Origin of the sequence: Pseudomonas sp. B21-048, assembly GCF_024748615.1 — a bacterium.
GTDB lineage: Bacteria > Pseudomonadota > Gammaproteobacteria > Pseudomonadales > Pseudomonadaceae > Aquipseudomonas.
Window position 1 is genome coordinate 2,264,140 of the sequence record NZ_CP087168.1, and the last position, 22,143, is coordinate 2,286,282.

Below are 22,143 nucleotides of genomic sequence, written 5' to 3' on the forward strand. Positions count from 1 at the left end.
TTTTTACGATCCACGTCTGCGCAGGTCGCCTTTTCCAGTTTTTCTCTTGATATCCCCCGTCCCGATGGCGTTCAGCATTTTCTGAAACTTTGAGCATTCAACGTGACGAGGAGCAGGGCAGGACGCTACGCGACGAAGCTCGTCGCGTACGGAGCTGAGTCGCTTGATGGTACGGTCCAGTTCGTCTGCCTTTTCGTTAAGTCGCTGGCGATCAATGTCAGGCTGACCGTCTGCGTCAAGCATGGCGACGAGATCGTCCAGTGAAAACTCTGCCGACTGCCCGAGCGCGATCAAGGACAATCGCTGGAGTACATCGGCACGAAACACGCGACTCAGTCCACGACGGCCTATCGAGCTGATAATACCTTTCTCTTCGTAGTAGCGCAGCGTTGAAGCCGGTAGACCGGAACGTCGTGCCACCTCACCAATATCCAGCTCTTTCATGCTTGACCTCAAGTCGACTTGAACCTGCAGACTGCTCGGATCAAACCGCCAAAACAGGTTCAAGGCAAGGAGAAATACCATGGGAACAGCCGAGACAGCACTGCGCATTCTGTTTGTTGGAATGGGGGCCACGCTGATCATGGACGTATCGGCTTTTATTCAAGCACGAGTGTTTGGCCTGGCGTCGTTTGACTATGGCCTGGTCGGTCGTTGGCTGGGCCACATGTTGCAAGGGCGGTTTCGTCACGCCTCGATCATGACGGCGGCTCATGTCAGGAATGAACGCCTGATGGGGTGGGTGTTCCATTACGTCACGGGCATTGTTTTCGCGATGGTGCTGATCGGTGCGAAAGGGCTTGCCTGGATCTGCAACCCCACGCTGGTGCCTGCGCTGGTGATGGGGTTAGTCAGTGTGATTGCGCCTTTCTTCATCATGCAGCCCGCGTTCGGTTTCGGCGTTGCCGCGTCGAAGACAGCGGCACCGAGCGTGGCAAGGCGCAGAAGCGTCACTGCGCATCTGACGTTCGGACTGGGGCTTTTTGTGGCGGGATGGCTGTTGATGCTGCTCTTTCCGGCATCGTTATGCCTAAGTTGAGTGCCTTTGGGGCAGCGGTAGTGCTCAGGGAGGCGTAAGTTCTGAGTGTCTGTTTCTGGCCGATTCTGTTGAAAAAGTCGGCCATGGTTTCCACGGTAGAAAAGTACGCACTTGAGATTGAAATCTTTACATTGAGCAGAGGATTCCGGGCTCAGATTGCGCGTAGCGGCACGCAAAAAAGGCGTTTTCAGCAGTCAGTATGCGGGCAGTCTGGAAGAACCGACTTTTTCAACAGAATCGGTCCAAAACTGACAGTCGGCGAGTTTTTGGCTCTCAGATTAGTGCTGTTTATCAATCAACAGTCAAAGGGCAAGTTGCTTCTCGGCGAGGACTGCGAACTACAAGCAGAATCCACCCACACAGGAGCGTTTGCAGCAGGCATCGGCTGCCCGCGCTCAGGAAGCGGCATGCCAGTGGGGCCCGGGGGCCGTTTGATAGGCCTGTTATCCGTCTCTTACTGTCGCGGGTTGGGCGTCTCGCTAAGTGCCTCGGGTTTTATGAATAGCTTGAGAAAATTGACTGCCGGTGACGCCTCACAAGTGTCTCGTGTCACGATTGTGCCGCGGTTACGGACCTGCGGCACTTTGCAAATGTCCGGGGTCTTGGCCTGGAGTTTCTGATCGCTGCAGGCCCGGCAAATTCGATCGAATGCCGCTTCGAGTTGCAGTGAGTAGTCGAGCGGGTTACCCACCTTGGAACCTGAATGCCGAATTCCGCCTTGGGTATTCATGAAGAACTTGCTGACGTGGGCTCGGACTTTCTCCTCCGAGAAACTTTTATCTAACTTGAATGAGTCCACCAAGGGCTGGTCGCGACGCCACTGAGCGGCCGCGTGGCACGCAAGGCATGATGAGCGAGGATTATCTGCCGGGCCATTAAGACGCCCCTGAAAACCCGGGTATGGACGCTGTGGCCAATCGGCTTCGGAAGCGGCCCAGACCACACCGCGGAGCTCTTGGTTGATTTGGCTCTGGCTAATGGCGGTGGTTTTGTTCCAGGCCGGATCCAGTTCACCTGGATCATTCCCCCACATGAGACCGACGGGAACCAGATTATCGAGCAGCCAATCGCCTTTGAAAGCCTTTGGGTTTGCAGGTTTTCGCCAGACAAAAGTCCCCATCACCCATCCGGTGTCCTTCGCGTTCGGGTCTTTTACCGCGATGTCGACTTGCAGCAGTCGCATTGGCCTTGGTGTTCGGCCATCGACTCCATCCCGTTCACCATGCGGATCATCCTTCGGGTTTATGTAGGCATCGATCTCAGGTGAGCCTTCGAGGTACGACACTTGCTCGACATCCGCGGTGGTGAAGAGGAATTTGAATGAGGCAGATTGAGCGGGAAAAGCAAAAGTCGCTGGAATCTGAGGATTGCAAGGATTCTTGAAAATCTCGCCAATCGCGTACGCGCCAGGGCGGTTATACCAACCCACCGCCCACGTCTGAATGTTATCGCCTGAGGTTTTCGAAAGGTCCCCCCGGTCCGGGCCGCGTTCAGCGGTCAGGCCGTTGAGACGTTCACGACCATTGAGGCTGTAGTCCATCCATGGAACGATCCACCATTCTGCTTTTGGATTCATCGTAAGTCGGCGTTGGTCGATGCGGATGCCACTGGCCCGAATCTCTTCAAGAAACGCAGCCATGTAGTCGCGCCAACTGGATTCGAACCTGACCTCTTGCCAGGCAAATACGGGGGTTCCAGGAGTGCCTGGCAAGTCAGTACGCCAAGGTAAATGAATGGCGCTCATGGCTGGATCGTAAGCGGAACTTGCCGATGCGGGAAAAGTACATTGCGCATGTGCTGCCAACGATGCAGCGGCAAGCAGAATTCCAAGACCGAGATTTTTCATCCACTGTTCCATTTGGCCTCAACCGACGGTATATACCTGCTGTCGGGGGGGTAGTCAGGCTGCTTCAGCGCGTGAACGGACCGTTCTGGTCGACCTTTTGCTGATAGTCGATGAAGACTCCGGTGGTGGGAACGTCGATACCCGAGAGCATTGCCAAGACATCGCTTGGCTGAAGGTTCTGCCAGATCACCGACACCGAGACGTCCTGGATGCTGCTGACCACCGGGGGAGGGGAGCAAATGCCGTAGGAGAGGGATGGTTTTTTCAGGCTTGCGTCATGGGCAGGGCTGCGCACGATAGATCTCCTTATCTATAAATGCCTTGCAAGTACGGAAGTCACAGCGCTGGGGAGTTTAGTCAGGCGTAAAGACTTCGCCAGCTTGCGCGGAGCCTGGCGGACAGCCGGTATGGAACTGTGTCGGTGAAAGGGAATGTGTGGTGCCCGGTGGCAGCCGCTCGCTGGAGCAGCGCCACCGGACAAGTCCGTGGACTCAGCCCTTGGCCGCCATCGCGGTCACTTCCACGCGCATCCCATCGACCGCCAGGGACGCCACGCCAACGGCGGCGCGAACCGGCCAGGGCTTGGCGAAGAAGCGCTTGTAGACCTCGTTGAAAGCGGCGCGGTCGGCCATGTCGGTGAGGTAGATGGTCAGGTGCAGAACCCGGTCCATGGAGCTGCCGGCTAATTCCAGCGCAACCTTGAGCGCTTGCAGGGTGCATTCACTCTGCAGGGTGATGCTCCCCAGCTCCAGGCTGCCGTCGGCGCGGGTGGGGATTTGAGTGGAGACCAGCAGGCCGCCGAAACCGGCGACGTCGGAGGAGATGGATTCCGGGTCTGGGTCGGGCAGGAAGGTGAGGTCGCGGTTTGCCATGGGGGATCTCTTGCTTGAGGGGGTGAGAGGGCGGTTGTGTATGGGGCGGCTGGCAGCGGGCCAGATCAGCCAAGCCCTGATGCCGATAAGTTAATCATTTTCAACTGTAACGCACTCTCTGTAGCTGCTACAGCTGAATGCTGGTTTTGCCATCTGGTGGCCGACGACATTCGTCTTGGCCGTTTACTGGCACCGTTCGGTTTTCACCAAAGTGACTACGCCTATGTTGCGAAGCGAAGTCCGGAACACAATAAGAAACTGGATCTGTTTTGCACGTGGCTGGCTTGTCAGGCCGAACAGGACAGCTTGGGGGTAATGCCCGTCAATTAAGCTGCAATGCTATCTGTAGCAGCTGGCGAAGCCTGCGTTCGGCTGCGTAGCAGTCGTAAAATCAGCCACTGCGGTGCGTCAGGTGGACCGCGTTAGCCGAATTCACGACTGCTTCGCAGCCGAACGCAGCCTTCGGCAGCTGCTACAAGGAAATGCGTCGCGGCTGAAATTACTTAACTGATTGGCATTAATCTCTAGAGATCGCCCATTTTTTTGCTTAACGGGATCAACCAGCGAGAACACTTGAAGCGTCAACCAACGAGACTATCTGCCAGCCTCATGGCCTGCTGGATCGCGGCCTTACGCGTACCAAGGTCAACGTCTTCCCCCAGGATGGTTTTCTCGACAATCACCGAGTGCACATCACTCACGCCGATAAATTGCAGCCAGGCTTCCACGTAGGGCTTCTGAAAGTCGAAGCGCTCCGCCGGCGTGATTGACTGCGCCGAAAAATCCAGGCCGCGGGCGTACATCACCACGGCGGTTTTGTTATGCAGCATGCCTTGCAGACCGCGTTCCGGGTCGAAGCTGAACAGGATGTCTTTCTGCGACACCAGGTCGATGAAGTGTTTGAGTTTGTACGGAATGCTGAAATTCCACAGCGGCACGGACATTACCAGCACGTCCGCGCGATGCAGGTGCGCGGCAAGATCTTTCAAGGTGTTCCAGGCGTCTTGCTGCGCCGGGGTCAAGGGCGTGCCATTGAGCCCGGCGTATTTGGCATCCATTGCCAGTTCGTCGAATTCCGGCAAAACCATGTTCCAAATATCGAGGGTGATGATTTCGGTAGCTGAGGTGTTTTCTTGATAGCGCGTAATGAAGCTGCGGGCGACTTCAAGGGAGGCCGACCGCTGTTTGCGCGGGGAACATTCGATATGCAGAAGGGTGGTCATGGGTGCCTCGGATGGGTGAGATGGACGCATTGCAACATAGTTGTATCTGGAATATAAATCGTGAATAAATTAGTTATTGATCACGTATAAAACTATGTTCGATGCTCTGCTGCTCAAAACATTTGTCACGGTCGTCGATGAAGAAGGTTTCAGTCGCGCAGCCGAAAAACTGCACCTGACCCAATCTGCGGTCAGCGGTCATTTGCGGCGACTGGAAGAACAGGTCGGTAAACCGCTGTTGAAGCGTACGACCCGCTCCCAGCATTTGACGCCCGATGGCGAGCGCCTGATCGCTTATGCGCGGACGATCCTCGCGCTGAACCGTGATGCCTGGGCGCAACTGACGCGCACGCCGTTTCACGGGCGGGTGCGGATCGGGGTGTCGGAGGATTTTGTCGAACCGCGATTGCTGCGGGGTTTTCAGGATTTTGCGGCGCAGTACCCGGGCATGGAAATCGATGTGCAGGTGGGCATTCCTGGCACGTTGCTGAACCTGATGAAGCAAGGCGATCTTGAGTTGGTCATCGGTTCTCTGTGCGAAACCAGCGAAGCAGGGTTGCTACTGTGGCAAGAACCGCTGGTGTGGGCCTGGTCGGCACAACCCGTCACCCGGTTACCGACACCGTTGCCGTTGGCGCTGTTTCCTGAGCCCTGTCCTTATCGTGAGATAGCGTTGAGGCGGCTGGCTCGGGCGGGGATCGCCCAACGCACGGCGATGTCCTGCACCAGCTCCGCCGGGTTGCGAGCGGCGGCGTTGGCTGGTTTCGCGGTGGCGCCGATGACGGTCAGTCAATTGGGGCAGGGACTGGCGGCGCTGGGTGCGGAGCAAGGGTTGCCGGATTTGCCGGATGCGCAGTTTCGGTTGTTTACCTCTGCTGAAGCGGATCAGGCGATCGTGGCAGCGCTCTCTCAGCTCATTGTGGAGTATTGCTCCACGCGAAGGGCTTGAGCATTTCGAGGCAGCACTCGACAGCTGCTACAGATCGCATGACGGCTTCGTGAGATAGACTGATCAGCGGGCATCGGACGGTGGGGGATGACAGGTGGCGCGCTTCAGATGGATTCGCTGATCACGGCGGCGGCCCGTGCGCTCGCGGCGGGTGATCCCCTCGGCGCGCTGAACCGCATCGCCTTGCGCGACGACGCGCCAGCCCTCGCGCTTCGCGGCATCGCGATGGCGCAGCTGGGCGACCTTGTGCGCGCGAAGGCGCTGGTGCGCAGCGCCGCACGTGCCTTCGGGCCGAAGGAGGCCCTGGCCCGGGCGCGGTGTGTCGTCGCCGAAGCCGAAATCGCGCTCGCCTCGCGGGACCTGAACTGGCCAACCAAGGCACTCGACGCCGCGCGGGCGACGCTTCAGGCGCACGGCGACTGGGTCAATGCCGCTCATGCGCGGTACCTCGAGATCCGCCGCTTGCTGCTGATCGGGCACCTCGGCGAGGCCGAACACCGGCTCGCCGAACTCGATCCGACGCCGTTACCACCCACATCGAGGGCAGCCTACGAACTGGTCGTGGCGGGTATCGCAATGCGTCGCCTGCAAACAAAAACGGCGCGCGCTGCACTCGAACGGGCCGAGCGTGCCGCACAACACGCCGCTATCCCCGCGTTGACGGCAGAGGTCGAAAGCGCCGCCCGCATCCTCGACACACCGGCGGCGCGACTGATTGTCGGTGGTCAGGAACGGCCGCTGCTGCTGGATGAAATTGAAGCGTTATTGGCATCCCCCACACTGGTCGTGGACGCATGCCGGTATGTCGTGCGCGACGCAGGCTCGTCGGTTTCACTCGCCCGGCGTCCGGTGCTATTTGCGCTCGCCCAGGCGCTGGGTGAAGCGTGGCCCGCCGACGTGCCGAGGGAGACGCTGATTGCGCGAGCCTTTCGGATGAAAGTCGCGGATGACTCCCATCGCGCGCGCTTGCGCGTCGAACTCGGGCGGTTGCGCGCGGCGTTGCACTTGATCGCCGATGTCGTCGCGACCCCGCGAGGGTTTGCGCTGGTGCCGCACGTTGCGCATGACGTCGTGGTGCTGGCGCGGCCGGTCGAAGAGCCGCATGCGACGCTGCTCGCCTTCCTCGCTGACGGCGAATCGTGGTCAAGTTCGGCCTTGGCGTTAGCGCTTGGCGCCAGTCAGCGCACCGTGCAACGGGCCCTTGACACCCTGGCGGCTGCCGGCAAGGTGCAATCATTCGGTCACGGCCGCGCCCGTCGCTGGATGACCCCGCCGGTTCCGGGATTCGCGACGGTATTGTTACTCACAGGGTTGCTGCCCAATGACTAGCATCCACTTCACCCACCCAGTGAATGCAGTCAGTGAACGAGGAGCAAGACATGAAACATTCAACGGCCGAAATCATCCGCGAATACGGACCCTTTCCAGGCGTCGACAGCGTGCACGGCGTCACCCATGACGGCCAGCAGGTCTGGTTTGCCTCCGGCGACAAACTCAACGCTCTCGATCCTGCGAGCGGCAAGACGCTGCGCTCGATCGATGTCGCCGCCCATGCCGGCACCGCCTTCGACGGCCAGCACCTGTTTCAGATCGCCGAGGATCGCATCCAGAAAATCGACCCGCACACCGGGCGTGTGCTCTCCACCATCCCCGCGCCCGGCGGCGGTGGCGACTCGGGGCTGGCCTGGGCCGAAGGGACGCTCTGGGTCGGTGAATATCGCGAGCGCAAAATTCATCAGGTCGATCCCCAGACCGGGGCAGTGCTGCGCACCCTCGAATCCAACCGTTTCGTCACCGGGGTGACCTGGGTCGAGGGCGATCTGTGGCACGGCACCTGGGAAGGGGATGAGAGCGAGTTGCGGCGAGTCGATACGGCAACGGGCGAGGTGCTGGAGAGCATCCAGATGCCGGCAGGCGTCGGGGTCTCCGGCCTTGAGTTCGATGACCGCGACCGGTTTTTCTGTGGTGGCGGCAACAGCGGGAAGGTGAGAGCGGTGCGCCGGCCTTAATAAGCGTGGGGGGCGGGTATCGGGCCGCAACCCGCCCAGAAAAAACGAACTTGCGAAACGGCCGTGTCTCGAATTTAAAAGACTCGAGAAGAAGGCGCCCAATGAGCAAGTCGATAGGCGTAAAAGACCTGACTACTCACAGCAGACCTCTGCCGGTCATGACGCCCAAGGAGCATCCGCGATACGACCTGGCGCTGTTGATTGCATTTCTTCTCATCGTCGCAGCGCTGGGTATTTCACCCCATAGTCGAGTGGATTGGGTTCTGGAAAACCTGCTGGCCCTGCTGCTGGTGATGGTCCTGGTGGGCGTTTACCGACGGTTCCGTCTGTCTGCCGTTTCCATCAGCCTGGTTTTCGTTTTTCTGTGTATTCATGAGCTGGGGTCGCACTACACCTATGCGCTGGTGCCTTACGACCGCTGGTGCTCAGCCTTGACCGGGATCAGCCTCAACAAAACCCTTGGGTTTGAACGCAATCACTATGATCGGCTGGTCCATCTGACCTATGGGCTCTTGATGGTGTATCCGATTCGGGAAGTGCTTGTGCGAATCACGCCGCTGCGCGGTTTTTGGGTTGGTTTCATCGCGCTGAACATCGTGCTGTCGACCTCGGCTGTCTATGAAATCGTGGAATGGATAGGGGGGCAGTACTTGGGGAAAGACACGGCGAAAGCTTTTGTCGCTGCACAAAATGACCCCTGGGACTCTCAGGCCGACATGGCACTGGCTGTGGCAGGTGCATTCTTCACGCTATGGGTTGCCTGGTTCCGGCGACGGTTGTCTCATCGAAATGCTCTATTAAATGTCTCCGAAAAAAATTCATAAGTTCTCATTGAATGATGTCGATAAGCCGCCAATTGCTCAGAAGTCTGGAGAGCGGCGACCGGTGAGCCCCAAGGCGTATAACCGGATGGAACTGTTGCAGCAGGCGTACCGTCAATCGAGGACAGGGCCGCCAGATCCGAGTGAGAGGAAACACCGAGGTGCTGGAGGCCATTATCCTTCGACCCCATGACGGAGGGCCTCTCCATGAGGATCGCTCAGATCGCGCCGCTCACCGAACGTTGTCCACCCCGTTTGTACGGTGGCACTGAGCGGATCGTGTCTTATCTGACCGAAGAGCTGGTGCGCCAGGGCCACGATGTCACGCTCTTCGCCAGCGGCGATTCGCAAACCTCGGCACGCCTGGAGTCAGGTGCGCCCCAGGCCCTGCGGTTCGATCCACATGTCAAGGACGGGTTACCTCATCACATCCTGATGCTCGATCATGTCCTGCATCAGGCGGATCAATTCGACGTGATGCATTTTCATGTCGATATCTACCATTTTCCCTTGATTCGACACTTGGCCGGGCGCAGCGTGACCACGCTTCACGGGCGTCTGGATATTGGGGATTACCAATCCTTTTATCCTCACTTTCCCGAGGTGCCGCTGGTTTCGGTGTCCAAGGCGCAACGCACCCCGGTGAAGGGTGACGTCAATTGGGTGGGCAATGTCTATCACGGCATTCCGGGCGATCTGCTGAGCTTCAACCCTGAGCCGAGCGGCGATTATCTGGTGTTTCTGGGGCGTATCTCACCCGAAAAACGCCCGGACCGCGCCATAGAGATTGCCTCGAAGGCCGGGCTGTCATTGAAGATCGCGGCCAAGGTCGACAAGGCTGATCAGGTGTATTGGGAAGAAGTCATCGCACCGATGATCGCGACCCATCCGAATGTCGAATTTCTCGGCGAGATCGATGAATCCCAAAAGGCAGACTTGCTGGGCAATGCCCGCGCATTGATCTTTCCCATCGACTGGCCCGAGCCGTTCGGTCTGGTCATGATCGAAGCCATGGCCTGCGGCACGCCGGTGATCGCGTTTGGTCAGGGCTCGGTGCCGGAAGTGATCGACGAGGGCGTGTCCGGTTACATCGTCGATGGCGTCGCCGGGGCGGTCGCGGCGGTGCAGCGGTTGGGAGAGTTGGATCGGCGCAAGGTGCGAGCCAGGTTTGACGAACGGTTCACGGTCGAGTGTATGACCCATCACTATCTGGAGTTGTATCGCCATCTGACGGCGGGCAATACCTATGGGCATCCCTCCACACCCTTCGATATTCCGGCCACCGCGTCGCTGCAAGAGTTGCGTTTGCGCAACCTGAAAAACAACGACACCTTCGCCGTGTTCGATCCCAATGGCGACGTGCTGTTTGCGGACGACAGCCCGCAAGGGATTTTCCATACCGATACCCGACACCTGTCCGGGCTCTACCTGACACTTAACGGCGCGCGGCCGTTGTTGCTCAGTTCCACGCTGCGTGATGACAACGCGATGCTGACCTGCGACCTGACCAATCCGGACCTGTTCGATGCCAATGGTGAAAAAATTCTGCACCACGATTTGATCCATTTGCGCCGCTCACGGTTCTTGTGGAAGGGCTCCTGTTATGAACGCCTGACCCTGCGCAATTTCGACGACTCGCCCCAGCATCTGCAATTGAGGATCCAGTTCGCAGCTGACTTCAAAGACCTGTTCGAAGTTCGCGGTGCCCGGCGCCCGCAACGCGGAGAGGGGCATCGGGCAGAGATTACCGATGAAGAGGTGGTGCTTTCCTACACCGGCCTGGACCACAAACGGCGCATGACCCGCCTGCGTTTCGCCCCGGTGCCGACTAGCCTGACCTGCGATTCGGCGTTGTTCGAGGTCCGACTGGCTCCGGGAGAAAGCCAGTCGCTGTTCATGGACATCAACTGCGGCGTGCCAAATCCACCTTTTACTGTGCGCCACGGGTTCTTTATTTCATTGCGCGATTCCCGGCGCGAGTTACGCACCTTCTCTTCGCGGGCGGCCTCTGTGGTGACCTCCCATGATGTGTTCAATGAGGCGGTCAGCCGCAGCGTTTCCGACCTCTACATGCTCATGACCAAAACCCGTGAGGGGCTATATCCCTACGCCGGCATTCCATGGTTCAGCACTGTTTTCGGACGAGATGCGCTGATCACGGCATGGGAGATGCTGTGGTTCGATCCCGGTATCGCCAAAGGCGTACTCGGGCATCTGGCCGCCAACCAGGCAACCATTGTGGACCCTCACGCTGATTCTGAGCCCGGTAAAATCCTGCACGAAATAAGGCTGGGGGAAATGGCCGAGTTGGGCGAGGTGCCGTTCAGACGCTACTACGGCAGCATCGATTCCACGCCACTGTTCGTCATGCTGGCCGCTGCGTACCTGGAGCGCACCAATGACCTGGGCACGCTGCGTCAGCTCTGGCCCAATATCGAAGCGGCGCTGACCTGGATCGAGGAATACGGCGACCGCGATGGCGATGGTTTTGTCGAATATGGCCGGCAGTCCGCCGAGGGGCTGATTAACCAAGGCTGGAAGGACAGCCACGATTCGGTTTTCCATGCCAATGGGCAATTGGCCGTGGGCCCGATTGCGATTGTCGAAGTTCAGGCCTACGTGTATGGCGCCTGGACCGGTGCCGCCAAAATCGCCCGTCGACTGGGTGATCCGGAGCGGGCCCAGCGCCTGAAATACAAGGCCCAACGCTTGCGCGAAGAATTCGATAACCGCTTCTTCGACGAAGAACTGGGCACTTATGTATTGGCCCTGGACGGGAGCAAAAAGCCCTGTCGAATCCGCACCTCCAATGCCGGCCATGCCCTGTTCGCCGGCATCGCTTACCCGGAACGCGCGGCGACAGTCGTCGACACCCTGATGGACCGCTCATCCTTTTCCGGCTGGGGCGTGCGCACCGTCGCCTCTTCCCAGGCTCGTTATAACCCGATGAGTTATCACAACGGCTCGGTCTGGCCTCACGACAATGCGCTGATCGCTGCCGGCTTCGCCCGCTACGGTTACCGTCGGGACGCGGCGCGGATTTTCGAAGGACTGTTCGCCGCGTCGACCTACATCGATCTACGGCGCCTGCCGGAACTGTTCTGCGGCTTTGCCCGGCAACGCACCCAAGGGCCGACGTTTTATCCAGTCGCCTGCATGCCCCAGGCCTGGGCCGCCGCTGCGCCGTTGTCGATGATCCAGTCGTGTCTGGGGATGAGCTTCAGGCCGAGGAAGCTCAACATCCTGTTTGACGAACCGGTACTCCCGGCGTTTCTCGACACCATCGACTTGCGACGTTTGGCCGTGGGGGCTGAATGCGTGGACTTGATGCTCCGCCGCTCGGGGGAAAACGTCATGATCGAGGTTCTCGATCGCCAAGGGCCGGTGCGGATCCTGAGTACCAGTTAGCAGGATGAACGCGGCTTTATTCGCCTACGTTTTATCTGAACCATTGCGGCAAGTTGCGGGGCCGCTACGCGCCCCAGCGGGAGCAAGCTCCCTCGCCACAGGTGTGATGTCTCCTTCAAGAAACAATTGACTGGCTCTGCAATCAAGTCTTTGAGGGCGCCATCCATTCATCTGACGGACGGCCATCGCCCCCGACCTATACTCAAATCAGCACGTTCTTTAGCGTCGGACACACCGTTCGGCGAAGACTGTAGGACACCGCGATCTTGAACCTGCGTTCGCTGATCGTCGCTGTGTTAGTGGTGCTGGCGGGATGCGCCACGCACACGCCTGCCCCGGTAATCGTGGTGCCGGTGGTCGTTTCCCAGAGCACCTGGCAGCAAGTGGATCGGGAAATTGTCGCCGCTTCGCAACAGGCCACCGAACAGGCCAGGGTCTACGCCCGCGGGTCCATGGAACACTGGCGCACGCGGGTTTACCAGCAGACTGAAGAAGTCTTCATTCCGTGGTTCAGCAGCTACTGGACCCAGGAATGGATATCGATGAAGGTCAGTTGGTACGCCATCAACGCCGGGGATGAACAGGATGCTTCATCCAAGCGCCTGGCAGCCTATCTGCTGGAGCAATATCAGCAACGCGTGTTGGCTCCGGTGGCGGTGGAGGTTGATCCCGACGCGATCCTCGGGCAGGCGACAGCGTTTTACGTGCAACTGCTGGGTCAGCAACTCGAGGTTATTTCCAAACGTCATGGTGTGCCGATGGCGCAGCTCAACGGTCGTATCCAGAAAATCCCGGCTATTTCACTGGGCCCGCCGCCCGCCCGTGACGCATCGCTGTATCAGGTGGTGCACACCGAACTGAATGCATTGCCGGCCTACCTGGCACTGATCAACAAGATCCATACGGCGGGCGGCGAGAAGGGCATCGCCTCGACAGACGCCGGCATGGGGCCGGTGGCCAAACGTGCCAGCAAGCGAATAGAAGCCGAGATGGCTCCGCGAGGAGCAGCCAGTGCAGTGGCCGCCATGGCGGGGAAGGCGGCCGGGGCGCTGATTTCCGTGGGAGTGGCGGGGGTGCGCGCGATTATTCAGGCCAACGATCGGCCCGATAGCGAAGCGCTGATCCGCAGCAGCTTGGGTAATTCGTTCGACAAGGCATGGATGAAACTGGTGGATAACCCCGCCACCGGCGTCATGGCCGGAACGCTGTACATGGCCAGGCAGATCGAGGGCAGCCTGGAGGAGACCGTCGAGCCGTCGGTCGGTCTGGATACTGGCGCTGTCGATTTTAGCCACGCTGACTCGACTATCCAGCAGATCACCCCATAACCCGAGGAGAACGATCATGGCTTACGTTGATGGCTGCGTCTTTGCAGTGCCTACCGCCAACCGCGAAAAATTCAAGCAACACGCGCAATCCGCCGCCGCGATTTTCAAGGAAAACGGTGCGCTCAGTCTCGCCGAATGCTGGGGCAACGACGTCCCGGACGGCAAAGTGACCTCGTTTCCCATGGCAGTAAAACTCAAGGAAAACGAAACCGTGGTGTTTTCCTGGATCGTCTGGCCCGATAAAGCCACCCGTGATGCTGGGATGGCGAAACTCATGTCTGATCCGCGCATGCAACCCGATGTCAATCCAATGCCATTTGACGGTCAGCGAATGATTTTTGGCGGTTTCGATATGATCGTCAAAGCCTGAACTCAACGGCAGGATCACTCCGGCGTCGGGGTGATCCTGCAGCTTTTACGGTTATGAATCTCGCTGTCCGACGGCCGCTCCTTGATGAACTCGAAGCGCGGTTCGCCTTCGTTGTAATGAACCAGCCAGCCCCATTCCAGTTCTGACTCATCCTGGCCGGGTTTCGGTGGCACGGCCCACCATGGCTCTTTGCTGATGATCTGACGCATGGCGCCCTCCCGTCGATTCGGTTGCATCAACTATAACGCGCAGGCGGGCAGGTGCCAGAAATGCACTTGCTGGTGCGATATCCCTTTGTAAAATCAAAGGGGCCCGAAACCTTGAGGTGGCAGACATGAGCGATGAAACCCGTGAGCCGTTCAAGCGGCTGTTCTTCGCCCTGAACTGCGCCCCCCAACAACGCCGGGCCATCGCCCAATGGCGCAGTGCGCTGGAGCTCAATGTCGGGCGCCCGGTGCCGGCGGAAAACTTTCATCTGACGCTGCTGTTTCTCGGTACGGTGGGGATGGCGCAGATAGCGGGCGTCTGCGAGGCCGCCGCCAATGTCCGGATGCCCGGCGTGCCGTTGACGGTGGTGCTTGATCGTCTGGAAGTCTGGCGTCGATCCGGCGTTTTATTGCTGGCACCCGCGCAGGCAGAACCGCAGTTGCTGCGGCTGGTGTATGCGCTGGAGCAGGCCATGTTGCCGTTTGGCTTTGAAGACACTCGTCGGGAATTTCGTCCACATTTGACTCTGATGCGCGACTACCGGGCGCCGGTTCCTGAATCCATTACGCCGCCAGAGTTTTTCTTGCGTGCGGATCGCTTTACCTTGTTCGAATCCCATAAAGGCCGGTATCGGGCGTTGGCCGAATGGCCGTTGGTCTCTGCATAAAAAAAGGCGCCCGAGAGCGCCTGAAATTCACCTTGACCGAGGAAGCCAGGTGAAGCCGTTTTTCTACAGAGGAGTGGGGCGGTGGTAAGGCGCTGCGTACATGATCGCTCCCACGCAGAGCGTGGGAACGATCAGAAATAGGCAGGTAGCCAGAATTTTTGGGGCCGCTTCGCAGCCCAGCGGGACGGTGCGGCGATCCGACAAGCTCCCTCGCCACAGTTAACTGAACCGCAGCACTAAGCCGTCGCTTCAACCCGCTGCTTTTTCGGTTGCTGCCACGACTCGCTGGCGGTCTGGTCCATCGCTTCCTGGATCGCCCGTTTGCGGGTGGCTTCGGCTTTGCGGCTGAAGTACCAGACCATGAACGTGACGATCGATACCGCCAACAGAATCAAACTGGCCACGGCATTGATCTCAGGCTTCACGCCCAGACGCACCGCCGAGAACACTTCCATCGGCAACGTCGTCGAGCCGGGCCCGGAGACGAAACTCGCCAACACCAGATCATCCAGCGACAAGGCAAACGACATCATGCCGCCCGCCACCAGTGACGGCGCGATCATCGGAATGGTGATCAGAAAAAACACCTTGAACGGCCGCGCGCCGAGGTCCATGGCCGCTTCTTCGATGGACAGGTCCAGCTCACGTAAACGCGCCGACACCACCACCGCCACATACGCTGCGCAGAACGTGGTATGGGCGATCCAGATGGTGACAAGGCCACGTTCCTGCGGCCACCCGATCAACTGGGCCATCGCCACGAACAGCAGCAACAGCGACAGACCGGTGATCACTTCCGGCATCACTAGCGGCGCCGTCACCAAACCACCAAACAGCGTGCGACCCTTGAAACGCGTCACACGGGTGAGCACGAAAGCGGCGAGTGTGCCCAATGCCACGGCGGCAATCGCGGTGTAGCAGGCAATTTCCAGGGAGCGCATCACCGAGCCCATCAGTTGCGAGTTGTCGAGCAGACCGACGTACCACTTCACCGACCAGCCGCCCCACACCGTCACCAGTTTCGAGGCGTTGAACGAGTAGATCACCAGAATCAGCATCGGCAGGTAGATAAACGACAGACCGAAAATCAGCATGAACTTTGAAAATCCGAAGCGTTTCATCCCCGTCCCTCCATCTCTTTAGCCTGGCTGCGGTTGAACAGCAGAATCGGCACAATCAGGATCGCCAGCATCACCACCGCCAAGGCGGACGCCACCGGCCAGTCGCGGTTGTTGAAAAACTCCTGCCACAGCACGCGGCCGATCATCAGGGTTTCCGGGCCGCCCAACAGTTCCGGAATCACGAACTCACCGACCACTGGAATGAACACCAGCATGCAGCCAGCGATGATCCCGTTCTTGGCCAGCGGCACAGTGATTTTCCAGAAGTTGTTGAAGTTGCTCGAACCCAGGTCCGACGCGGCTTCCAGCAAGCTGTGATCGTGCTTGACCAGGTTGGCGTACAGCGGCAACACCATGAACGGCAAGTACGCGTAAACCACCCCGATATAGACCGCCGTGTTGGTGTTGAGGATCTCGATCGGCTGCGACGTCAGCCCGGTCCACATCAGGAGCGCGTTGAACAAACCGTTGTTGCTGAGAATGCCCATCCACGCATAGACGCGGATCAGGATCGCGGTCCAGGTCGGCATCATGATCAACAGCAGCAAAACGTTCTGCGTTTCCTTGTTGGCCTTGGTGATGGCGTAGGCCATCGGGAAACCAATCACCAGGCACATCAGCGTGCTTGAAAACGCGACCTTCAACGAGCCGAAGTAAGCCGAGATGTACAGCTCATCTTCGGTCAGCAGCGAATAGTTGCCGAGGTTCAGCAGCAGCTGAAATTTCTGTTCGGCGAAGGTGTAAATCTCGGAGTAGGGAGGAATGGCCAGCGCCGCTTCCGAGAAGCTGATCTTCATCACCAGGAAGAACGGCAACAGGAAAAACAGGCACAACCACAGGAACGGAATGCCGATGACCAGTTTGCGGCCACTGGGCACCAGGCGCAGGAACTGCTGATTGAAGGTTCTCATGAGCGCAGTACCACGCCGCTGTCGTCTTCCCACCACACGTAGACCTGATCGTCCCAGGTCGGGCGCGCGCCACGGCGTTCGGCGTTGGCCATGAACGACTGGACGATCTTGCCGCCGGGCAGCTCCACGTAAAACACCGAGTGGCCGCCGAGGTAGGCGATGTCATGCACCTTGCCTTCGGACCAGTTGTAGCGAGTCTCGGGCTTGAGGGTGCTGACCAGCATTTTTTCCGGGCGGATGGCGTAGGTGATCGACTTGTCCTGCACCGATGTACTCACGCCGTGGCCGACGTAGATCTTCTGTTGCAGATCCGGGCTGTGGATGATCGCGTGACCTTCCAGATCCTCGATCACGGTGCCGTCGAAGGCGTTCACGTTGCCGATGAACTCGCAGACCATGCGGCTGACCGGGGCTTCATAGATGTCGACCGGGCTGCCGATCTGAGCGATCCAGCCCAGGTGCATGATCGCGATGCGCTCGGCCATGGTCATGGCTTCTTCCTGATCGTGGGTCACCATCACGCAGGTCACGCCGACGCGCTCGATGATTTCCACCAACTCCAGTTGCATCTGCGAGCGCAGCTTTTTATCCAGCGCGCCCATCGGTTCGTCGAGCAACAGCAGCTTTGGTCGCTTGGCCAGCGAACGGGCCAACGCCACACGCTGACGCTGGCCGCCGGACAACTGATGCGGCTTGCGTTTGGCGTACTGGGTCATGTGCACCAGCCGCAGCATCTCTTCGACACGGGCGTCGATTTCGCTGGCGGGCAAACGGTCCTGCTTGAGGCCGAAGGCGATGTTCTGCGCCACTGTCATGTGCGGGAACAGTGCATAGGACTGGAACATCATGTTGATCGGCCGTTCGTACGGCGGCATGTCGGTGATGTCGACACCGTCGAGCAGAATCCGCCCTTCGGTCGGGCGTTCGAAGCCGGCGAGCATGCGCAGCAGCGTCGATTTACCCGAGCCGGAACCGCCGAGCAGGGCGAAGATTTCCCCTTGATGGATCTCCAGGGACACATCGTCCACGGCGGTGGTTTCGTCGAATTTCTTGGTGACGCGGTCGACTTTCACCAGCACCTTTTTCGGTGCCTGGTGACCTTCAAGAGCCTTCCTGTAGATGCTGGAGGCGTTTGCCATATGAAACTCCCAACAGGTTTCAGTCATCGGGCCAACGCGGCCTGACTTAAGAGTGGATTGCAAACCCGAGCCGAGCGATGCGCGGGTGCCAGGGCTTATTCGGCACCGCCGTCCTGGCTGCCTGGTCGTACTTGTTGTTATTGCGGTTCATCTATTACGTGAGCGACCGGCGCGCAAAGGCACGCCCGCCAGACTCACGGGGGCAGTTAAATCGTTAAATGCTTTTTGAAGTCAGCGCGTATTACGCAGCGCCGCCCGTTGCCGGCACGCTTCGCCAAACGCCTGGAAAATACTCAAATAGGGGGGATTCGAAAGCACCTGCCATTCCGGGTGCCATTGCACGCCGACGGCGAAGGCCTTGCTGTGCTCGACAGAAATCGCCTCGATCAAACCATCCGGTGCGACAGCTTCAGCGCGCAGGCCGGGAGCCAGTCGGTCAATGCCCTGGCTGTGGATCGAATTGACCTGGAACACCTGCGGCAAGTCCAGCGCTTCGAACACACCGCCCGGTTGCATATTCACCGCATGAGCAGGCGCGTACTGCACGGCCAGGTCGGGGTGATCCGCTTCGCGATGATCAAGGTAGCCGGGCAGTTCGTGCACCTTCTGATGCAGGCTGCCGCGGAACGCCACGTTCATTTCCTGAAAGCCCCGGCAGATGCCGAGCACCGGAACACCGGCGGCGATGGCTGCGCGCAATAAGGGCAGGGTGGTGGCGTCCCGTTGCGGATCGTGATCCGTGCCGGGGGTACTGGTCGGGCCTTGATAGTGGAAGGGTTCCACATTCGACGGCGAGCCGGTCAGCAACAGACCGTCGAGCTGCGCGAGCAGGTCATCGATTTCGGTCAGATCGCCTAAGGAAGGAATGACCACTGGCAACCCCAAGGCCGCGACGCTGACAGCACGCAAATACTTGTCGCCGCTGACGTGGTAGGGGTGCAGGCCAATCTGTTTAGTGCACGCAGTAACGCCGATCAATGGCTTGAATGCCATTTTTATCACCTCGAAGTTTCACACTTGAACGAGCTTTTCCGGAGCTTAGCCTTGTTGATTTTAATTAACAACTCTCATGTAAAAAATTCTAAACGCCGCACGCCAGATCCTCAGGATTTATGCGGTTCGCAAGACTAGCTAGGCACTTTCATGCCCAAAAAAGCCCAGAAAATAAAGGGCGAGAGGCCAAGTGTTCGCTATTGACTTCACTTTTCCGTTCGGGTTGACTGGGCTCGTGAACGTGAAGTGAACATAATAATTAACAGCTAATAGGTGCATCATGTCGGTCCCTCTGCGTGCCGTTCAACTCAACGAAGCAAACGCATTCCTTAAGAAATATCCTGAGGTTTTGTACGTCGACCTTCTGATTGCGGATATGAACGGTGTGGTGCGCGGCAAGCGCATCGAGCGCACCAGTCTTCATAAGGTCTACGAAAAAGGCATCAACCTCCCGGCGTCACTGTTTGCCCTGGACATCAACGGTTCTACGGTGGAAAGCACCGGCCTGGGTCTGGACATCGGCGACTCGGATCGCATCTGCTTCCCCATCCCCAATACCCTCAGCATCGAACCCTGGCAGAAGCGCCCGACCGCGCAGCTGTTAATGACCATGCACGAACTCGAAGGCCAGCCGTTCTTTGCTGATCCGCGCGAAGTGTTGCGTCAGGTGGTGAGCAAGTTCGATGACATGGGCCTGACCATTTGCGCAGCCTTCGAACTGGAGTTCTATCTGATCGACCAGGACAACGTGAACGGTCGTCCGCAATCGCCACGTTCGCCGGTGTCCGGCAAACGTCCACACTCGACTCAGGTGTATCTGATCGACGATCTGGACGAGTACGTCGACTGCCTGCAAGACATCCTCGAAGGCGCGAAAGAGCAGGGCATTCCCGCTGACGCCATCGTCAAGGAAAGCGCCCCGGCGCAATTCGAAGTGAACCTGCATCACGTCTCCGACCCTATAAAGGCCTGCGACTACGCGGTGTTGCTCAAGCGTCTGGTGAAGAACATCGCCTACGACCACGAGATGGACACCACCTTCATGGCCAAGCCGTATCCGGGCCAGGCAGGCAATGGTTTGCACGTGCACATTTCGATTCTCGACAAAGAAGGCAACAACATCTTTGCCAGCGAGGATCCCGAGCAGAACGCCGCACTGCGTCACGCGATCGGCGGTGTGCTCGAGACCCTGCCGGCGCAGATGGCGTTCCTCTGCCCGAACGTCAACTCGTACCGCCGTTTCGGCGCGCAGTTCTATGTACCGAACTCGCCTAGCTGGGGCATCGACAACCGTACCGTGGCGGTGCGTGTGCCCACCGGTTCGGCAGATGCCGTGCGCATCGAACACCGCGTCGCGGGCGCCGATGCCAACCCGTACCTGCTGATGGCCTCAGTGCTGGCCGGTATTCACCATGGCCTGACCAACGAAATCGAACCGGGCGCCCCGGTCGAAGGCAACAGCTACGAACAGAACGAGCAAAGCCTGCCGAACAACTTGCGCGATGCACTTCGCGAACTGGACGACAGCGAAGTCATGGCGCGCTACATCGACCCGCTGTACATCGACGTGTTCGTGGCGTGCAAGGAAAGCGAGCTGGCCGAGTTCGAAAACTCCATCTCCGACCTTGAGTACAACTGGTACTTGCATACGGTTTGATGGGATCGTGGTTTTCTAATCGTTAATTGGTCGGCTTTAGTCCGGCGACTACTTATTCCTCTGCGTAGAGTCACAACCATGGCAAACACTCGCAGCGACTGGGAGCAACGCTTCCAGTCCCTCACACTAGAAGGCCGCGCATTCATCGACGGCCAATACCGCCCGGCACTCAGCGGCGACACGTTTGAATGCATCAGCCCGGTCGACGGCCGCTTTCTGGCGAACATCGCCAGCACTGACGAAGCCGACGCCAATGCCGCCGTGCAGGTTGCACGCCGCACATTTGAATCCGGCATCTGGGCCAAGCTGCCCCCGGCCGAGCGCAAGCGCATCCTGATTCGTTTCGCCGATCTGATTCTGCAAAACCAGGAAGAACTGGCGCTGCTGGAAACCCTGGACATGGGCAAGCCGATCAGCGATTCCATGAGCATCGACATCCCGGCGACCGCCAACGCGATCCGCTGGAGCGCCGAAGCCATCGACAAAATCTACGACGAAGTCGCCGCCACACCGCACGATCAACTCGGCCTTATCACCCGCGAACCAGCAGGCGTCGTTGCCGCCATCGTCCCGTGGAATTTCCCGCTGATCATGGCCAGCTGGAAGTTCGCCCCGGCCCTCGCGGCAGGCAACTCCTTCATCCTCAAGCCTTCGGAGAAGTCACCGCTGACGGCCATTCGCGTCGCGCAATTGGCCCTTGACGCTGGCATCCCCAAAGGCGTGTTCAACGTCCTGCCAGGCTTCGGTCACACTGTCGGCAAGGCGCTGGCGTTGCACATGGACGTCGACGTACTGGCCTTCACCGGCTCGACGGCGATTGCCAAGCAACTGCTGATCTACGCCGGGCAAAGCAACATGAAACGGGTCTGGCTGGAAGCGGGCGGCAAGAGCCCGAACGTGGTATTCGCCGATGCGCCGGACTTGCGCGCAGCCGCTCAGGCGGCGGCCAGCGCGATTGCCTTCAACCAGGGCGAAGTCTGCACAGCAGGTTCGCGCTTGCTGGTGGAGCGCTCGATTCGCGAGCAGTTCATTCCGCTGTTGGTGGATGCGCTGCAAGCGTGGAAACCGGGCCACGCCCTCGATCCGAAAACCACTGTTGGCGCGGTCGTCGATCAGCGCCAACTGGAGAACGTGTTGCGTTACATCCAGGTCGGCAAAGACCAGGGCGCACACCTGATCGCCGGCGGCAATCGTACCCTCGAAGGCACCGGTGGCCTGTACGTGGAACCGGCGATTTTCGACGGTGTGACCAATGCCATGACCATCGCCCGGGAAGAAATCTTCGGGCCGGTGCTGTCGCTGATCACCTTCGATACCGCGGAAGAAGCGCTGCAGATCGCCAACGACAGCATCTTCGGTCTGGCGGCTGGCGTGTGGACCAGCAACCTCAGCAAGGCCCACACCTTCGCTCGCGGTTTGCGCGCCGGCAGCGTCTGGATCAACCAATATGACGGCGGCGACATGACCGCGCCGTTCGGTGGGTTCAAGCAGTCGGGTAATGGTCGGGATAAATCGCTGCATGCGTTCGACAAATACACCGAACTCAAAGCGACCTGGATCAAGCTCTAACCCTTTTACAGCGG

Annotated in this window: 21 protein-coding genes; 11 read left to right on the top strand and 10 right to left on the bottom strand. The window is 59.0% G+C overall.

Going from position 1 to position 22,143, the window contains the following annotated elements:
• Positions 1-3: 3 nt before the first annotated feature.
• Entirely contained in the window at positions 4-444 is a 441-nt protein-coding gene (locus LOY56_RS10575; protein ID WP_258621593.1) for a helix-turn-helix domain-containing protein, read from the bottom strand.
• 79 nt (positions 445-523) lie between these two features.
• On the opposite strand from LOY56_RS10575, the gene LOY56_RS10580 reads away from it, so the two are divergent.
• On the top strand, positions 524-1,039 hold the full coding sequence (locus LOY56_RS10580; protein ID WP_258621595.1) for a DUF2938 domain-containing protein: 516 nt from the start codon (positions 524-526) through the stop codon (positions 1,037-1,039).
• 454 nt (positions 1,040-1,493) lie between these two features.
• Here the strand turns inward: LOY56_RS10580 and LOY56_RS10585 are convergent, their stop codons facing one another.
• From LOY56_RS10585 to LOY56_RS10600, 4 genes are all read right to left on the bottom strand, one after another.
• On the bottom strand, positions 1,494-2,885 hold the full coding sequence (locus LOY56_RS10585) for a hypothetical protein (RefSeq protein WP_258621597.1): 1,392 nt from the start codon (positions 2,883-2,885) through the stop codon (positions 1,494-1,496).
• 64 nt (positions 2,886-2,949) lie between these two features.
• Positions 2,950-3,180: a hypothetical protein gene (locus tag LOY56_RS10590; protein WP_258621599.1), complete on the bottom strand. Its 231-nt coding sequence runs from the start codon at positions 3,178-3,180 to the stop codon at positions 2,950-2,952.
• Between the two features lie 196 nt (positions 3,181-3,376).
• The gene (locus LOY56_RS10595; RefSeq protein WP_258621601.1) at positions 3,377-3,757 is read right to left on the bottom strand and encodes a RidA family protein; all 381 of its coding nucleotides are present in this window, start codon (positions 3,755-3,757) and stop codon (positions 3,377-3,379) included.
• 581 nt (positions 3,758-4,338) lie between these two features.
• On the bottom strand, positions 4,339-4,980 hold the full coding sequence (locus tag LOY56_RS10600) for an FMN-dependent NADH-azoreductase (RefSeq protein ID WP_258621603.1): 642 nt from the start codon (positions 4,978-4,980) through the stop codon (positions 4,339-4,341).
• A gap of 94 nt (positions 4,981-5,074) precedes the next feature.
• Here LOY56_RS10600 and LOY56_RS10605 point away from each other — a divergent pair, with 94 nt between their 5' ends.
• From LOY56_RS10605 to LOY56_RS10635, 7 genes are all read left to right on the top strand, one after another.
• Complete coding sequence (locus LOY56_RS10605) at positions 5,075-5,929, top strand: LysR family transcriptional regulator (RefSeq protein ID WP_258621605.1); 855 nt, start codon at positions 5,075-5,077, stop codon at positions 5,927-5,929.
• Between the two features lie 108 nt (positions 5,930-6,037).
• On the top strand, positions 6,038-7,258 hold the full coding sequence (locus LOY56_RS10610; protein WP_258621607.1) for a helix-turn-helix domain-containing protein: 1,221 nt from the start codon (positions 6,038-6,040) through the stop codon (positions 7,256-7,258).
• A 50-nt stretch (positions 7,259-7,308) separates the two neighbouring features.
• Positions 7,309-7,938 (top strand): PQQ-binding-like beta-propeller repeat protein, encoded by a 630-nt coding sequence (locus tag LOY56_RS10615; RefSeq protein ID WP_258621608.1) that lies wholly within the window; start codon positions 7,309-7,311, stop codon positions 7,936-7,938.
• A gap of 101 nt (positions 7,939-8,039) precedes the next feature.
• The gene (locus LOY56_RS10620) at positions 8,040-8,762 is read left to right on the top strand and encodes a DUF2238 domain-containing protein (RefSeq protein WP_258621610.1); all 723 of its coding nucleotides are present in this window, start codon (positions 8,040-8,042) and stop codon (positions 8,760-8,762) included.
• Positions 8,763-8,966: 204 nt separating this feature from the next.
• Positions 8,967-12,167 (top strand): glycogen debranching N-terminal domain-containing protein, encoded by a 3,201-nt coding sequence (locus LOY56_RS10625; RefSeq protein ID WP_258621612.1) that lies wholly within the window; start codon positions 8,967-8,969, stop codon positions 12,165-12,167.
• Between the two features lie 266 nt (positions 12,168-12,433).
• Entirely contained in the window at positions 12,434-13,495 is a 1,062-nt protein-coding gene (locus LOY56_RS10630) for a hypothetical protein (protein ID WP_258621614.1), read from the top strand.
• A 16-nt stretch (positions 13,496-13,511) separates the two neighbouring features.
• Entirely contained in the window at positions 13,512-13,865 is a 354-nt protein-coding gene (locus LOY56_RS10635) for a DUF1428 domain-containing protein (protein ID WP_258621616.1), read from the top strand.
• A 14-nt stretch (positions 13,866-13,879) separates the two neighbouring features.
• Here the strand turns inward: LOY56_RS10635 and LOY56_RS10640 are convergent, their stop codons facing one another.
• Positions 13,880-14,074 (bottom strand): hypothetical protein, encoded by a 195-nt coding sequence (locus LOY56_RS10640; protein WP_258621618.1) that lies wholly within the window; start codon positions 14,072-14,074, stop codon positions 13,880-13,882.
• Between the two features lie 125 nt (positions 14,075-14,199).
• On the opposite strand from LOY56_RS10640, the gene thpR reads away from it, so the two are divergent.
• Positions 14,200-14,739: an RNA 2',3'-cyclic phosphodiesterase gene (thpR, locus tag LOY56_RS10645; RefSeq protein ID WP_258621619.1), complete on the top strand. Its 540-nt coding sequence runs from the start codon at positions 14,200-14,202 to the stop codon at positions 14,737-14,739.
• Positions 14,740-14,975: 236 nt separating this feature from the next.
• Here the strand turns inward: thpR and LOY56_RS10650 are convergent, their stop codons facing one another.
• From LOY56_RS10650 to LOY56_RS10665, 4 genes are all read right to left on the bottom strand, one after another.
• The gene (locus LOY56_RS10650; protein ID WP_258621621.1) at positions 14,976-15,860 is read right to left on the bottom strand and encodes an ABC transporter permease subunit; all 885 of its coding nucleotides are present in this window, start codon (positions 15,858-15,860) and stop codon (positions 14,976-14,978) included.
• On the bottom strand, positions 15,857-16,738 hold the full coding sequence (locus LOY56_RS10655) for an ABC transporter permease subunit (protein WP_258622605.1): 882 nt from the start codon (positions 16,736-16,738) through the stop codon (positions 15,857-15,859). The genes LOY56_RS10650 and LOY56_RS10655 overlap by 4 nt, the downstream gene beginning before the upstream one ends.
• Positions 16,739-16,767: 29 nt before the next feature.
• On the bottom strand, positions 16,768-17,910 hold the full coding sequence (gene potA, locus LOY56_RS10660) for a polyamine ABC transporter ATP-binding protein (protein WP_258621622.1): 1,143 nt from the start codon (positions 17,908-17,910) through the stop codon (positions 16,768-16,770).
• Between the two features lie 231 nt (positions 17,911-18,141).
• On the bottom strand, positions 18,142-18,903 hold the full coding sequence (locus tag LOY56_RS10665; RefSeq protein WP_258621624.1) for a gamma-glutamyl-gamma-aminobutyrate hydrolase family protein: 762 nt from the start codon (positions 18,901-18,903) through the stop codon (positions 18,142-18,144).
• Positions 18,904-19,183: 280 nt separating this feature from the next.
• Between LOY56_RS10665 and LOY56_RS10670 the strand changes: the two genes are divergently transcribed.
• Positions 19,184-20,560, top strand: a complete 1,377-nt coding sequence (locus tag LOY56_RS10670) for a glutamine synthetase family protein (RefSeq protein ID WP_050681361.1) — start codon at positions 19,184-19,186, stop codon at positions 20,558-20,560.
• A gap of 78 nt (positions 20,561-20,638) precedes the next feature.
• On the top strand, positions 20,639-22,129 hold the full coding sequence (locus LOY56_RS10675; RefSeq protein ID WP_258621627.1) for an aldehyde dehydrogenase: 1,491 nt from the start codon (positions 20,639-20,641) through the stop codon (positions 22,127-22,129).
• Positions 22,130-22,143 lie beyond the last annotated feature (14 nt).

Bases quoted from the DNA above. Each gene is read 5' to 3' on its own strand.
- LOY56_RS10610 (WP_258621607.1), top strand. From the start codon at position 6,038: ATGGATTCGCTGATCACGGCGGCGGCCCGTGCGCTCGCGGCGGGTGAT.
- LOY56_RS10670 (WP_050681361.1), top strand. From the start codon at position 19,184: ATGTCGGTCCCTCTGCGTGCCGTTCAACTCAACGAAGCAAACGCATTC.
- LOY56_RS10585 (WP_258621597.1), bottom strand. From the start codon at position 2,885: ATGAAAAATCTCGGTCTTGGAATTCTGCTTGCCGCTGCATCGTTGGCA.
- LOY56_RS10605 (WP_258621605.1), top strand. From the start codon at position 5,075: ATGTTCGATGCTCTGCTGCTCAAAACATTTGTCACGGTCGTCGATGAA.
- thpR (WP_258621619.1), top strand. From the start codon at position 14,200: ATGAGCGATGAAACCCGTGAGCCGTTCAAGCGGCTGTTCTTCGCCCTG.
- LOY56_RS10640 (WP_258621618.1), bottom strand. From the start codon at position 14,074: ATGCGTCAGATCATCAGCAAAGAGCCATGGTGGGCCGTGCCACCGAAA.
- LOY56_RS10650 (WP_258621621.1), bottom strand. From the start codon at position 15,860: ATGAAACGCTTCGGATTTTCAAAGTTCATGCTGATTTTCGGTCTGTCG.
- LOY56_RS10625 (WP_258621612.1), top strand. From the start codon at position 8,967: ATGAGGATCGCTCAGATCGCGCCGCTCACCGAACGTTGTCCACCCCGT.
- LOY56_RS10600 (WP_258621603.1), bottom strand. From the start codon at position 4,980: ATGACCACCCTTCTGCATATCGAATGTTCCCCGCGCAAACAGCGGTCG.
- LOY56_RS10580 (WP_258621595.1), top strand. From the start codon at position 524: ATGGGAACAGCCGAGACAGCACTGCGCATTCTGTTTGTTGGAATGGGG.
- potA (WP_258621622.1), bottom strand. From the start codon at position 17,910: ATGGCAAACGCCTCCAGCATCTACAGGAAGGCTCTTGAAGGTCACCAG.
- LOY56_RS10615 (WP_258621608.1), top strand. From the start codon at position 7,309: ATGAAACATTCAACGGCCGAAATCATCCGCGAATACGGACCCTTTCCA.
- LOY56_RS10595 (WP_258621601.1), bottom strand. From the start codon at position 3,757: ATGGCAAACCGCGACCTCACCTTCCTGCCCGACCCAGACCCGGAATCC.
- LOY56_RS10620 (WP_258621610.1), top strand. From the start codon at position 8,040: ATGAGCAAGTCGATAGGCGTAAAAGACCTGACTACTCACAGCAGACCT.
- LOY56_RS10575 (WP_258621593.1), bottom strand. From the start codon at position 444: ATGAAAGAGCTGGATATTGGTGAGGTGGCACGACGTTCCGGTCTACCG.
- LOY56_RS10665 (WP_258621624.1), bottom strand. From the start codon at position 18,903: ATGGCATTCAAGCCATTGATCGGCGTTACTGCGTGCACTAAACAGATT.
- LOY56_RS10635 (WP_258621616.1), top strand. From the start codon at position 13,512: ATGGCTTACGTTGATGGCTGCGTCTTTGCAGTGCCTACCGCCAACCGC.
- LOY56_RS10675 (WP_258621627.1), top strand. From the start codon at position 20,639: ATGGCAAACACTCGCAGCGACTGGGAGCAACGCTTCCAGTCCCTCACA.